Annotated in this window: 13 protein-coding genes and 1 pseudogene; 8 read left to right on the forward strand and 6 right to left on the reverse strand. The window is 64.5% G+C overall.

All coding sequences use genetic code 11. The features are described from left to right. The first annotated feature begins 77 nt into the window (after positions 1 to 77). The 4 genes and pseudogenes from ACNA0R_RS12455 to ACNA0R_RS12470 all read left to right on the forward strand — a co-directional run bounded on the left by ACNA0R_RS12455 (position 78) and on the right by ACNA0R_RS12470 (position 4,768). Positions 78 to 1,334, forward strand: a complete 1,257-nt coding sequence (locus ACNA0R_RS12455) for an ABC transporter substrate-binding protein (protein WP_415826313.1) — start codon at positions 78 to 80, stop codon at positions 1,332 to 1,334. Between the two features lie 9 nt (positions 1,335 to 1,343). Next, a complete protein-coding gene (locus ACNA0R_RS12460) occupies positions 1,344 to 3,272 on the forward strand; it encodes an ABC transporter permease (RefSeq protein WP_415826408.1) in 1,929 nt (642 codons plus the stop codon). Further along, positions 3,269 to 4,018 (forward strand): annotated as a pseudogene (locus ACNA0R_RS12465) (ABC transporter ATP-binding protein); the annotation flags it as partial. The gene ACNA0R_RS12460 and the pseudogene ACNA0R_RS12465, both read left to right, overlap by 4 nt. 48 nt (positions 4,019 to 4,066) lie before the next feature. Further along, entirely contained in the window at positions 4,067 to 4,768 is a 702-nt protein-coding gene (locus tag ACNA0R_RS12470) for an ABC transporter ATP-binding protein (RefSeq protein ID WP_415826409.1), read from the forward strand. Here the strand turns inward: ACNA0R_RS12470 and ACNA0R_RS12475 are convergent. From ACNA0R_RS12475 to ACNA0R_RS12485, 3 genes are all read right to left on the reverse strand, one after another. Next, positions 4,742 to 5,395, reverse strand: coding sequence for an AAA family ATPase (locus tag ACNA0R_RS12475; protein WP_415826314.1), 654 nt, complete (start codon positions 5,393 to 5,395; stop codon positions 4,742 to 4,744). The genes ACNA0R_RS12470 and ACNA0R_RS12475 overlap by 27 nt on opposite strands. Further along, a complete protein-coding gene (locus ACNA0R_RS12480; protein WP_415826315.1) occupies positions 5,395 to 5,754 on the reverse strand; it encodes a hypothetical protein in 360 nt (119 codons plus the stop codon). Before ACNA0R_RS12480 ends, ACNA0R_RS12475 begins: the two co-directional genes overlap by 1 nt. A 125-nt stretch (positions 5,755 to 5,879) precedes the next feature. Then, the gene (locus ACNA0R_RS12485) at positions 5,880 to 6,785 is read right to left on the reverse strand and encodes a LysR family transcriptional regulator (RefSeq protein ID WP_415826316.1); all 906 of its coding nucleotides are present in this window, start codon (positions 6,783 to 6,785) and stop codon (positions 5,880 to 5,882) included. A gap of 227 nt (positions 6,786 to 7,012) precedes the next feature. Here ACNA0R_RS12485 and ACNA0R_RS12490 point away from each other — a divergent pair, with 227 nt between their 5' ends. Further along, complete coding sequence (locus ACNA0R_RS12490; protein ID WP_415826317.1) at positions 7,013 to 7,768, forward strand: SDR family NAD(P)-dependent oxidoreductase; 756 nt, start codon at positions 7,013 to 7,015, stop codon at positions 7,766 to 7,768. A gap of 21 nt (positions 7,769 to 7,789) precedes the next feature. Here the strand turns inward: ACNA0R_RS12490 and ACNA0R_RS12495 are convergent, their stop codons facing one another. Then, a complete protein-coding gene (locus ACNA0R_RS12495) occupies positions 7,790 to 8,254 on the reverse strand; it encodes an Lrp/AsnC ligand binding domain-containing protein (protein WP_415826318.1) in 465 nt (154 codons plus the stop codon). Positions 8,255 to 8,386: 132 nt separating this feature from the next. Here ACNA0R_RS12495 and ACNA0R_RS12500 point away from each other — a divergent pair, with 132 nt between their 5' ends. Both ACNA0R_RS12500 and alr read left to right on the forward strand, forming a co-directional pair. After that, complete coding sequence (locus tag ACNA0R_RS12500; protein WP_415826319.1) at positions 8,387 to 9,643, forward strand: D-amino acid dehydrogenase; 1,257 nt, start codon at positions 8,387 to 8,389, stop codon at positions 9,641 to 9,643. After that, the gene (gene alr / locus ACNA0R_RS12505; protein ID WP_415826320.1) at positions 9,640 to 10,737 is read left to right on the forward strand and encodes an alanine racemase; all 1,098 of its coding nucleotides are present in this window, start codon (positions 9,640 to 9,642) and stop codon (positions 10,735 to 10,737) included. The genes ACNA0R_RS12500 and alr overlap by 4 nt, the downstream gene beginning before the upstream one ends. A 59-nt stretch (positions 10,738 to 10,796) precedes the next feature. Here alr and ACNA0R_RS12510 read toward each other — a convergent pair whose 3' ends face one another. Continuing rightward, positions 10,797 to 11,912: a hypothetical protein gene (locus ACNA0R_RS12510; protein WP_415826321.1), complete on the reverse strand. Its 1,116-nt coding sequence runs from the start codon at positions 11,910 to 11,912 to the stop codon at positions 10,797 to 10,799. Between the two features lie 200 nt (positions 11,913 to 12,112). Further along, entirely contained in the window at positions 12,113 to 12,442 is a 330-nt protein-coding gene (locus ACNA0R_RS12515; protein ID WP_415826322.1) for a YdcA family protein, read from the reverse strand. A gap of 166 nt (positions 12,443 to 12,608) precedes the next feature. On the opposite strand from ACNA0R_RS12515, the gene ACNA0R_RS12520 reads away from it, so the two are divergent. Next, complete coding sequence (locus ACNA0R_RS12520; RefSeq protein ID WP_415826323.1) at positions 12,609 to 13,184, forward strand: hypothetical protein; 576 nt, start codon at positions 12,609 to 12,611, stop codon at positions 13,182 to 13,184. Positions 13,185 to 13,193 lie beyond the last annotated feature (9 nt).

Here is a 13,193-nt window from a genome sequence, read left to right on the forward strand (position 1 = left end):
CAGCCAAAAGCAATTTATATTGTCGGCTACGTCGTTTATTGCCCGACATCGATCTGTATCGCAACCTAGGGGAAGTCATGAACATGCAAATAGCCGCGCGGCAGCAGGACGCCGCCGGTCGCCTGGCACGCGGCGCCGCGTCCGCCTTCGTCGGTTTCGCTCTCGCCTGCCTTACCCTGGGCGTCGCCGCTCCCGCCGCCGCGCAAGGCACCATCAAGCTCGGGGAGATCAACAGCTACAAGTCCCAGCCGGCCTTTCTGGAACCCTACCGCAAAGGGATGGAGCTGGCCGTCGAGCAGGTGAACGCCGCCGGCGGGATCGATGGCAAGAAGCTGGAGCTGATCACGCGCGACGACAACGCCAATCCCGGCGACGCCGTGCGCGCCGCCGAGGAGCTGCTGTCGCGCGAGCGGGTGGACGTGCTGATGGGTTCCTTCCTATCCAACATCGGCCTGGCGCTGACCGACTTCGCCAAGCAGAAGAAAGTGTTTTTCCTGGCCAGCGAACCGCTGACCGACAAGATCGTCTGGCAGGACGGCAACCGCTATACCTTCCGCCTGCGCGTCTCCACCTATATGCAGACCGCCATGCTGGTGCCGGAAGCCGCCAAGCTGAACAAGAAGCGCTGGGCCATCGTCTACCCCAACTACGAATACGGCCAATCGGCCGCCGCCACCTTCAAGGCCTTGATGAAAAAGGCCCAGCCCGACGTGGAGTTCGTCGCCGAGCAAGCCACCCCGCTGGGCAAGGTCGACGCCGGCAGCGTCGTGCAGGCCCTGGCCGACGCCAAGCCGGATGCTATCTTCAACGTCCTGTTCGCCGCCGACCTCGCCAAGCTGGTACGCGAAGGCAATACACGCGGCCTGTTCCCCAAGACGCCCGTGGTCAGCCTGCTGAGCGGCGAGCCGGAATACCTGGATCCCCTGAAGGATGAAACCCCCAGCGGCTGGATCGTCACCGGCTATCCCTGGTACTCCATCCAGACGCCGGAACACGCCGCCTTCCTCAAGGCCTACCAGGACCGCTACAAAGACTATCCGCGGCTGGGCTCCATCATCGGCTACAGCTCCGTCATGTCGATGGCCGCGGGCTTGAAGAAAGCCGGCGGCGCCAACACCGAAAAACTCGTCGCCGCCTTCGAAGGCCTGAAGGTCGGCACGCCCTTCGGTCCCATCGAATACCGCGCCATCGACCATCAGTCCACCATGGGCGCCTACGTCGGCAAACTGGCGCAGAAGGATGGCAAGGGCATCATGGTCGACTATCAGTACATGAACGGCGCGAATTTCCTGCCCTCCGACGAGGAAGTGAAGAAGCTGCGTCCGGCGAATTGAATGGCCGGCTTGAGCCTGAATGCGCTGATCGTCCAGCTGCTGAACGGCCTGGCCGAAGCGTCCACCCTGTTCCTGGTTGCCGCCGGCCTGTCGCTGATTTTCGGCGTCACGCGCATCGTCAACTTCGCGCATGGATCGCTGTATATGGCAGGCTTGTACGTCGCGTACAGCCTGACCGAGCGATACGGCGCGACGGGCCCGGGATTCTGGGGCAGCGTATTGCTGGCCGCCGCCGTCATCGGCGTGCTCGGCGCGGCCATTGAAATCGTCCTGCTACGCCGCATCTACCGCGCGCCCGAACTGTTCCAGTTGCTGGCGACCTTCGCGCTGGTGCTGGTGATCAACGACGCCGCCCTGGCGATCTGGGGCCCGGAAGACCTGCTCGGCCGGCGCGCGCCGGGGCTGGGCGGCGCCGTGTCGATCCTGGGCCGGCAGTTTCCCGCATACAGCCTGGTCCTGATCGCCATCGGCCCCATCGTGCTGGGCCTGCTGTGGCTACTGCTGACCCGGACCCGCTGGGGCACGCTGGTGCGCGCGGCCACGCAGGACAGGGAAATGCTCGGCGCCCTGGGCGTCAATCAGGCCTGGCTGTTCACCGGCGTATTCGCGCTGGGCGCGGCGCTGGCGGGGCTGGGCGGCGCGGTGCAATTGCCGCGCGAGCCCGCCAGCCTGGCGCTGGACCTGCGCGTCATAGGGGACGCCTTCGTCGTGGTCGTCGTCGGCGGCATGGGCTCCATTCCCGGTGCCTATATCGCCGCGCTGCTCATCGCGGAAATCAAGGCGCTATGCATCGCCATCGGCTCGTTCAGTATCGCGGGCGTCGAAGTGTCCTTGTCGCCGTTGACACTGGTGGCGGAATTCCTGGTCATGGCCATCGTACTGGCGCTGCGGCCCTGGGGCCTGCTGGGACGCCCCGCCATCCTGGCGCGTAGCGCGGCGCCGATCGAAGCGCCCCTGCGCGCATCTACGCATGGGCTGCGCTGGTTCGCCGCCGGCATCCTGGCCTTGTTGATTCTTATGCCCGCGCTCGGCGATCGCTTCCCCTATGCGACCGTGCTGCTCACGGACGTCCTTACGGCCATCCTGTTCGCCGCCAGCCTGCACTTCATCATGGGGCCGGCCGGCATGCATTCCTTCGGCCATGCCGCCTACTTCGGGCTGGGCGCGTATGGCGCGGCCCTGCTGCTGAAAAGCCTCTCCCTGCCGATGGAGGCCGCCCTGCTATGCGCGCCGCTGGTCGCCGCGCTGGGGGCGCTGATCTTCGGCTGGTTCTGCGTACGTTTATCCGGCGTCTATCTCGCCATGCTGACGCTGGCGTTTTCGCAGATCGTCTGGTCCGTGGTGTTCCAGTGGGATGGACTGACGGGCGGGTCGAACGGCATCACCGGACTGTGGCCATCGCCATGGTTGTCCGCGGGCTATGCCTACTATTACGTCACATTGATCCTGACCGTCATCGGTGTACTGATGCTGCGGCGCGTCCTGTTCGCGCCCTTCGGCTATGCCATGCGCGCGGGCCGCGATTCAGTATTGCGCAGCGACGCCATCGGCATCGACGTGCGGCGCGTGCAGTGGGCCGCTTTCGTTGTCGCCGGCCTGTTCGCGGGACTCGCGGGGTCGCTGTACGCCTTTTCCAAGGGCAGCATCGCGCCTGACGTCATGTCCGTCGGCAAATCGGTGGACGGCCTGGTCATGGTGCTGCTGGGCGGCATCCAGACCCTGGCCGGCCCCATCGTCGGCGCCGCGGCGTTTACCTGGCTGCAGGACAACGTCATGCGCGCCACCGAATACTGGCGCGCCACGCTGGGCGGCGTGATCCTGTTATTGGTGCTGGCCTTCCCCCAAGGCATCGCCGGATTCATCCGCGACGTGGCGGATCGCTTGCGCGCCCGCCGCGCGGCAGACGGCGGTGCGGATTCGTTCGGGAGATCCGCATGAGCCTGCTGCAGGTCCGCCATCTCAGCAAGCATTTCGGCGGTATCGCGGCGGTCGACGGCATCGATTTCGATGTCGCGCCGGGCGAACTGGTCGCCCTGATCGGCCCGAACGGCGCCGGCAAGTCCACGACATTCAACATGGTGGGCGGGCAGATCCAGCCCACCCAGGGATCCATCGTCCTGGACGGCAGGGACCTGACCGGCCTGCACCCGCGCGACATCTGGCGGTTGGGCGTCGGCCGCACCTTCCAGATCACGGAGACCTTCGCGTCCCTGTCGGTGGTCGAAAACGTGCAGATGACGCTGCTGTCGCATCATGGACAGATCTACTCGGCATGGCAGCCGGCGGCGTCGAAATACCGCTCCGATGCGCTCGCGCTGCTGGACCAGGTAGGCATGGCCGATCAGGCGGAGCGTCCATGCAGCGAACTCGCCTATGGCGACATCAAGCGCGTCGAACTCGCCATGGCCCTGGCGAATGCGCCCAAGCTACTCCTGATGGACGAACCGACCGCCGGCATGGCCGGCGGCGAACGCAATGAACTCATGTCGCTGACCAAGCGACTGGTCGTCGAGCGCAAGATGGCGGTGCTGTTCACCGAGCACAGCATGGACGTGGTGTTCGCCCATGCGGACCGGGTCATCGTGCTGGGACGGGGCAAGATCATCGCGCAAGGCAGCGCGGCGGACGTCCGGGCCGATCCGCAGGTGCAGGAGATTTACTTCGGCTCAGGGTCGACGTTCGAGACTGTCGCCCCGCATGGCGGCGATAAGCCTCCAGCACCCGACGCCGACATCCTGCTGCGCGTACAGAACCTGAATGCCTGGTACGGCGCCGCGCACATCCTGTACGACATCAACCTCGAAGTCCGCCGCGGCGAGGTCGTCGCCCTGATGGGCCGCAACGGCGCCGGCAAATCCACCACCTTGAAAGCCATCATGGGCATGCTGGACAAGCGCCGCGGCCAGGTGGAATTCATGGGCCGCGACATCTCCCGCAAACGCCCGCACCAGATCGCCCGGCTGGGCCTGGGCTTCGTGCCGGAAGACCGGCGCGTCTTCGCCGGCCTGACCGTCGAAGAAAACCTGCAGGTCGGCCGGCAGCCGCCGCGGGCATGGCCCGACGGACAGCCGGCGCCGCAATGGACCGCCGCGCAGCTCTACGCCCTGTTCCCCAACCTGGCCGCCATGCGAACCCGCCTGGGCGGCCGCATGAGCGGCGGCGAGCAGCAGATGCTGACCGTCGCGCGCACGCTGATGGGCAATCCCTATCTTGTACTGCTCGACGAGCCCTCCGAAGGCGTGGCGCCCGTCATCGTCGAACAGATGGCGCGGGCCATCGTCGAACTGAAAAAGCAAGGCGCCAGCGTGCTGCTGTCCGAACAGAACGCGCGCTTCGCCGAGATGGTGGCGGATCGGGAGTACGTGCTGGAGAAAGGCGAGATGACCGGTCAGGACACCCGAACTGCGTCAGTGCCGATCACGGCTCAGCCCTGAATCGTCCTGGAACGCGGCCTCGACCAGCGGCTTCGCCCAGTCAGGGGTCTGGCGCGCCTGCGCGATAGTGGCGGGAAATACGCGGCGGCCGGCCTCCATGCGCAGCACCAGCCTGGGGTCCGGCACCGCCGCCCCTATCGCCGCATCGACGCTGTTGTCATAGACGCTCAGTAGCGAAAGATGCGGCATCAAGCCCAGCAGGTTCTGCAGCGACGTGCGGCAGCGTTGGCGTATGCGTTCTTCAGGAATGTCGTGGCCGCCTTGGGCCACGCGCAGCCGCACACGGGCGATATGCTGCTCGGCGTCGCGCAAGCCGCAGAACCAGACCAGCACGTCATGCGTCGCGGCCGCGGCAATCAGCTTCTTTACGATGGTGCGGCCGCCCAGCGTCGTCTCGAAGGCGTATGTCCGGCGGAGCGCGATAGCCTCGTCCAGGCGCCGGACACCTTCGGTCCAGGCCGCGATGTTCGCCTCCGGCTGGTCATAACCGAGCTGGCGGACCAGCTCCCGCGCAAAGGTGTCGGGGTTGAACCACGCGAGTCCGGCTTCATTCAACAAATGCCCGCCAATAGAACTCTTCCCGGCGCCGTTGATGCCCGCCAGGACATATAAAACAGGCCTGGACATCAATACGTGGATCCGGCTTTTACCTTGCCGTTGAGCTTGGCCGGGCCCGTCATAAGGGCACGGAGCCGGTCGCCCGCATCCGCTTCATCGAGTGCCGCCAGCCGCTCGTCGAACTTGCGGCGCAGGTCGGCCAAGGGGTCGGGAGCGGTCTGCTCGAACGCCGCGGCCGCCTCGACCAGCTTGGTATATTCGGCCGTGGACAGGATGACGGCTTCCGGGTGGTTGTGGTTCGTGACCACCAGCTTGCCGGTGGAAGCCAGCGTTCGCATCATGCCGCGCCAGCCGTCTTTTTTCACGGCGGAGGCAGGGGTGACTGGCAAGGTATCCAAGGTCTGTACAGCGCGGGAATGGGCGGCCATGGCGGAGCTCCATAGGAATAAGGCCATTTTACCCAAATTTCCCTATTTGTCGACATGGACGGATGGCGCGCCTGCCAGAAGCTGCGCGTATCGGCCGGCGCGCCGGTAATCCCGGCGCGTCCGCCCTACTTTCGCCGCGGGCCTTTCGGCCCCCATATCTTCAGCTGCGTCAGGCTGGACAGCAGCATCCTTAGCGTCGGCGACGGATTATCGGCGCGGTAGCCCAGCGCGATGTCTATCGTCGGCTGAACGCCCTTCAAACGCCGGCCGACCACCGACCACGGCAGCAGCGGCTCCACGTACGCGGGCAGCAAGGTGATGCCCCCGGTGGAGGTCACCAGCGTCAGGCCGGTGCCGTAGTCATCCAGACGGTAGCGCGGATTGATCTTCACGCCGTACCTTGCCAGATACGCGGTCACCACGTCGCGCAGCACATGCGGAACGTCGGAATAGCCGATGAAGGTTTCGCTGGCCAGATCGGCGGGATCGATGTCGCTCTGGCTCGCCAGGCGATGGCCGCTGGGCATAATCACCAGCAGCGGCTCCTGGGCGATCACTTCATAGCGCAGGTCCGGTCTGGGCTCCACCCGCAATACGCCGGCATCGACCTCGCCGCGCTGCAAAGCGTCCGCCAGCGCCGGTGACTGTAGGCTCGTGACCTTGAATTCGAGCCTGGGCAGTTCATCCCTGAGCAACTCGGTGATGCCGGGCAGCCAATCGACTTCCTGTCCGGTCAGAAACCCTACCGTGAAGCTCTCTTTCGCGGGTCGCGCTACCCGCCGCGCGGCCGCGACGGCTTCGGCGGCATGACTCAATGCCAGCCGCGCCTGTTCCAGAAAGGCGACACCGGCGGGCGTAAGCTCCACGCCGCGCGCATTCCGGATCAAGAGATCCGCGCCAACCTCCAGCTCCAGGTCTTTCAACTGCCGGCTGAGCGAAGGTTGCGCCGTATGCAGCCGCCGCGACGCGGCCGTCGTGACATTGCCCTCTTCGGCTACGGCGACGAAATAGCGTAGATGGCGCAGTTCCATGGATCCCCATACTCCGCACGTATCGGTGGCAGATAAACAAAGTCTTTTTCATGCGCGCGGCGGGCCGATAGATTACGCATCACCGACCCGGCGCAATCCCGCCACGCCGCGGATAGTCCCAGCCGCCGTGAATATCGTCAAGCGCGTTATCGGCCCGCCGTCGCACCGTACGGGGCGCGTGAGCCCGGGGCAAATCCATCCACGACCTTTTCATTCCGGAGATCCACATGACCAAGATAGCCCTGATCACGGGCGCCAGCCGCGGCCTCGGCCGCAATGCGGCGCTCAGCATCGCCCGCCACGGCGGCGATGTCATCGTCACCTACCGCAACGGCGAAGCCGAAGCCCAAGCCGTCGTCGACCAGATCCGCCAATTGGGCCGCAAGGCCGCCGCCCTGCGCCTGGACGTCGCCAACGTAGCCAGCCTCAAGGATTTCGCCCGGACCCTGCACGGCGTACTGAAACAGGAATGGTCCCGCGACACCTTCGACCACCTCGTCAACAACGCCGGCCACGGCGAAATGGCCGCCTTCGCCGACACGACGGAAGAACAATTCGACGGATTGTTCAACGTCCACGTCAAGGGCGTCTTCTTCCTGACCCAGGCGCTGCTTCCCCTGTTGGCCGACGGCGGCAGGATCGTCAACTACTCGTCCGGACTGACGCGCGTCTCCTACCCCGGCTTCTCCGCCTACTCCGCCGCCAAGGGCGCGATCGAAATCCTGACGGTCTACATGGCCAAGGAACTGGGCAGCCGGGGCATCGCCGTCAACACCGTCGCGCCCGGCGCGATAGAAACCGACTTCCTGGGCGGCGCCGTACGCGACATGCCGGACCTGAACACACAGTTCGCCAACATGACCGCCCTGGGCCGCGTCGGCGTGCCGGACGATATCGGCCCGATGGTCGCCAGTTTGCTGTCCGAAGACAACCGCTGGATTACGGCGCAGCGCATAGAAGTTTCGGGCGGCCAGGTGATCTGAGTCCGGCGGCGCGCCGATGGGTCATGGCAGAACCAGCTCCAACGTCTCCTTGACCTCCTCCATCACCACATAGCTATGCGACGAAGCGGAAGCCGGCAACCGCTTCAGCAGATCGCCCAGCAGGCGCCGGTACGCGCTCATGGCCGTCAGCCTCGCCTTGACCAGGTAGTCGAACTCCCCCGACACCAGATGGCATTCCAGCACCTCCGGCACCTTCAGCAATTCCGCCCGCACCTTGTCGAAGACATCGCCGGATTTCGCGGAGAGCTTGATCTCCAGGAACACCAGCAGTTCTCGTCCCAACGCCCGCGGATTCAGCCGCGCGTGGTAGCCCAGGATGACGCCCTCCCGCTCCAGCCGGCGCACACGCTCGGCGCAAGGCGTGGCGGACAGGTTGACCTTGCCGGCGAGTTCCGTAATGGCGATACGTCCATCTTTCTGCAGGACATCCAGAATCTTGTAATCGGTGCGGTCGAGGGGGCGCATTCTTCTCTGTTATTGACGGATAAGACATCACAGCTCAGTTTATAACCCTGTGTTCCAACAAAAATATAGTGAAAAACCCTGTTGTCCCGTAGATAGAATCGCATTTTCTCTATACAACAAGGGGCACCGGCCATGCATGTGGTCGTCTTGGGCGGCGGCGTCATAGGCACCACCACCGCGTATTACCTCGCACGCGCCGGCGTGCGCGTCACGGTCCTGGAGCGCCAGCCCGGCGTCGCGCTGGAAACCAGCTATGCCAATGCCGGCCAGATATCGCCCGGCTATTCGACACCCTGGGCCGCGCCGGGTATCCCGCTGAAAGCGCTCAAGTGGATGTTCCAACGGCACGCGCCGCTGGCCTTGCGCTGCGACGGCAGCCTGTTCCAGTTGCGCTGGCTGGCCAGGCTGCTCGCCAATTGCAATGCATCGCGCTACGCGGTCAACAAGGCGCGCATGCTCCGCCTGGCCGAATACAGCCGCCATTGCCTGCAAGGGCTGCGCGAGGACACGAACATCGAATATGAAGGCCGCAGCCTGGGCTTGCTGCAACTGTTCCGCGACCCCGAGCAGTTCGAAGCCGCGCAGCGCGACATCACCGTGCTCCGGGAAGCGGGCGTGCCTTATGAACTATTGCCCGGCGCCGAGGTCGCGAAAGCGGAACCCGCGCTCGCCCATGCCCGCTGCTCGCTGGCCGGCGGCCTGCGCCTGCCGAACGACGAAACGGGCGACTGTCATCTGTTCACGCGGGAACTCGCAGTGCTGGCCGCCAGGCATGGCGCGGAATTCCGGTTCATGACGCAGGCCGACGGCCTGGCCACCGAGGGCGACCGCGTCACCGGCGTTCGCGTCGACGGCAAAGTGATCGCCGCCGATCGCACGGTACTGGCGCTGGGCAGCCTGTCGCGCGCCATGGCGGCGCCGCTGCATCTGGATCTGCCGGTCTATCCCGTCAAGGGCTACTCCATCACCGTGCCTATCGCCGACTCAACGGTCGCGCCCACCTCCACCCTGCTGGATGAAAGCTACAAGATCGCCGTCACGCGGCTGGGCCGGCGTATCCGCGTCGGCGGCATGGCGGAGCTTGCGGGCTACGACCTGCGCCTGAATCCGCGGCGCCAGGAAACCCTGTCCATGGTCCTGCAGGATCTCTATCCCGGCGCCGGCGATCTCCCGCGCGCCGAATTCTGGACCGGCCTGCGCCCCATGACGCCGGACGGCACGCCCATCGTCGGTCGCACCCGCTACCGCGACCTTTACCTGAACACCGGACATGGCACGCTGGGATGGACCATGGCCTGCGGCTCGGCCCGCGTCGTCAGCGATCTGATATGCGGCCGCCAGCCGGAAATTCCCATGGAAGGACTGGAGTTCTCCAGGTACGCATCATGAGCAGGCCCGCCTATGCGAGCATCGACCTCGACGCCCTGCGCGGCAACTATGCCGTGGCCAAGCGCGTGCACGGCGGACGGGTACTCGCCGTATTGAAGGCCGATGCCTACGGCCACGGCGCGACGGCATGCGCGCGGGCGCTTGCGGGCCGTGTCGATGGCTACGCCGTCGCCTTCCTGGACGAAGGACTCGCATTGCGCGAGGCCGGCATCGACGCGCCCATCCTCGTACTGGAAGGCGCATTCGACGCGGAGGAAACCCGCGTGGCGCTGCGCCATGGCGTCTGGCTGGTCGTGCATCGCCACGACCAGATCGCCTGGATCGCCGAGGCCGCCGGTGATGCCGTGGCTGATGCTATCCCGGCCTGCGCCGCAACCGGCCTCCAAGTGTGGCTGAAGGTCGATTCCGGCATGCATCGCGCCGGCTTCATCGGCGCGGAAGTCCAGGCCGCGTACCATGCCCTGCAAGCCATCCCCGCGGTATCCGGCATCACGCTGATGACGCATTTCGCCCGGGCCGACGAGCCGGACAGCGAGATGACGACCGCCCAGACCCAGGCCTTCCATGCCGCGACTGCCGGATTGGCCGGCTCGCGCAGCCTGTGCAACTCCGCCGGCCTGGCGGCGTGGCCGGACGCCCGGCAGGACTGGGGCCGCGCCGGCATCATGCTATATGGGGTGGATCCGCTGCCAACCGCCACACCCGGGCTGCGCCCCGTCATGACCTTGCGCAGCGAGATCATCGGCGTGCGGGAACTCGGCGCCGGGGAGCCCGTCGGCTACGGTGCCACGTTCATCACATCACGGGCTACTCGCGTAGGCCTGGTGGCGATGGGCTACGCCGACGGCTATCCGCGCAATGCGCCCAACGGCACACCGGTGGCCATCGATGGCCGGCCGGGCCGGCTCATCGGGCGCGTCTCCATGGACATGCTGACCGTGGACCTGACCGACCATCCGCAAGCAGGCATCGGCAGCAGCGTGGAGTTATGGGGCGCGCAAGTGCCCGTATCGGACGTCGCGCGAGCGGCCGGGACCATCGCCTACGAGATATTGAGCAACGTCAAGCGCGTACGGCGCGTCTATGAAACCTGAAACGGTTGCCGCGGCGGGATGTCCCGCGGTGGGATTTCCCTTGACCGCGAATGCGCTTCTCACAGATCAGCGCATTGCTTTGGATCGGCCCGGCATCGAACCAGCTTCTCGTTTGCGATGATCGCGTTAATTTCCCCTTCGGCGCGTGCCGCCTGATCGGCGTATCTATCGGCATATTGCTGCGCCGCATTCGCCGCCGCCGCTGTAGCCGCCGCCATCCCGTCGCCCTTGCCGTACGTCAGCTTTTCCAGCGCTCCGGACTTGTCGAACGCGACTTCGAAGTTGGTCGAGCCGAAAAGAGCTGGGGCGGGGATGGGAACTTCGTAGTCTAGGCCCCATTGACTCACCGGCACATAACCTTGCCAAAGAATGCCCTGTGTCGATTGTTCAGTCCTGGCCGGACAGGGCTGCTGCTTCGGGTCGATGGAGTACAAGGCAAGCCTCACCAACGAAGGCTCACGCGCCTTGATGGTTCTTTCCTTCACGTCACTCTCGGCTTCAATGGGTTTGAAGCGCTCGGCATTGTGCGGAAAGGCATATGCACAAATTGTCGGTAAGGCTGTAAAGAGCATGGCGAAGCTCTCTGATTCGTCGGTCACATCCAGTTTATGGCTCCAGTTCGTAGGATCTGCGGCGCGGTCCGGGGTCCAGGTGAAGAGGTATTTGAACGTCTTGGCTTCCTTCTGTTCGGCCGTTCCAACCAGGGCGCATGTCGCTGACGGTAGCTTGACTCTGAGCGTAGCGCCCGCCGTTCCCGGAGCACCGGTACCGGCCGCCAGCAAAGCAAGCTTCACGGCGCTCTCGACAACTTCCCCGCCCCGGCCGGTCGAGGTGGCGTTTATGCCTTTCAACCGCCCTCCGGGATACCAGGTTGGACTGAACGTCGTGTCGGATCCGCTCCCACTGAGCATCCTGGTATCAATCTGCCCGACGGAAACCGGATCCGGATAGAAACGCGCCAGCGCGCTCGCTTTATCGACTATGAAAACATTCCCTTTCGCATCGCAAGTCACAGACCGCAGCACCTCAAAATCCACCGCCGCACGCGTCAAACTATAGTTGGTCTTCACAGACGGCATGGACGCGCATCCACCGATCACGACCGTCAGCCCGGCACCCAGCCAGCAAAAGTTCATGGAGCGATCACCCGCGGACAGCAAGTTGCGTAAGGCCATTGTTATTCCCCTAACCGTTGGAACCGACAACCTTCCGACTGCACATGCCTGCTCGCGCACAATAAAGCACGGATGCGCTACAGGGAACCGCCGTTAAGTAGTAATCCAGCGTCCAGGCCGCAGCGGTCGTGGCCGCAAGGGACATGGTTGTCGACTTGCCCGAACGACGATTCTTCAACCGCCATAGCAATGCGGTTTGCTTATTTCCGGAGATATGACTTTTTGCCGCTATCGGAGTAGCAGAAGGTACCGCCTCGCGGTCCAGTGCAGTATTGGCCGGAGCGGCAACTGCACTCCCCACTCGAACCTGGCGCCAGGGACTTTGGCGCGGATGCGCCGGCCGACGGCTCAACGGCGCCGGGGCCCGAGCAAATGCGCTTTGAGGCACTGATCGAGCCATCGCGGCAAAGAAACTTTTCGCCCAGGCAATGATCGACCCCGCCCTTGCTCCCCGAGCAGGGGTAATTCGACGCATAAGCCGTCGTTGCGAAACACGCTACCAGCAATAGCAGCATCAGACGCATCGTCATCCCCCTCGTATGCGTGGCGGGATAATAACGTCTGGAAATGGATCACGGTCAAGGCGTTCCCGACGCGCGGTATAGGCATGGCCTGGGATTCAGAAGCAAGATCGCCCCAAATTGGCCACTCCGGCTGCATGCTGCCATAAGCTTGCCGCCCGCAAACCAATCCGCAATGACGGAAAGCAGCAATGGGATGTGGGGTTATGGCGGTCTGCGCTACGTGCGGCGGATGGCCGCTCATCTCGCCTGCGAGGGCTGGCTGCCGTCTCCGGGCACACACCAGGACCACCCCACCGATGACCCTATGATCGGGCGGCTGATCCAAATGATTCTGGAAGCATACAAAAGGCGCCATGCAAAGCGCAGGCCTTTCCGCTTCTCCTTCAAATCCAAAACGCCAGCCACGCCTGCCTACGAACATCTGCTATGTCATTCCGACGCCGACGGCTTCTATGTGCCACAGGATTTCGAGCACGTGTTGTTCGATAGTGAAGAGTCGCGCCCAGGCATAGGCGGCATGGTCGGGTCGTCCGTACGGCTATTGGAAGAATGCCTGACTTTGGCCCAAGCCATCTCCCTGCCCACGGACATGGATCATGAGGCCGAGGAATTCTGGACCAATGCGGAGAACCCTCCCGGCAGGGGTGAACCTTGGCAGATCTATGGACTGGAGGCTTGCGGGCTGATCCGGCTAATACATGGCTGCCAGCGCTCGATTCAACACAAAGCGGTCCTGCTCTTTACGTAGCGCCCCACT

Source organism: Bordetella sputigena (genome assembly GCF_965137885.1).
Classification (GTDB): domain Bacteria; phylum Pseudomonadota; class Gammaproteobacteria; order Burkholderiales; family Burkholderiaceae_B; genus Bordetella_C; species Bordetella_C sputigena.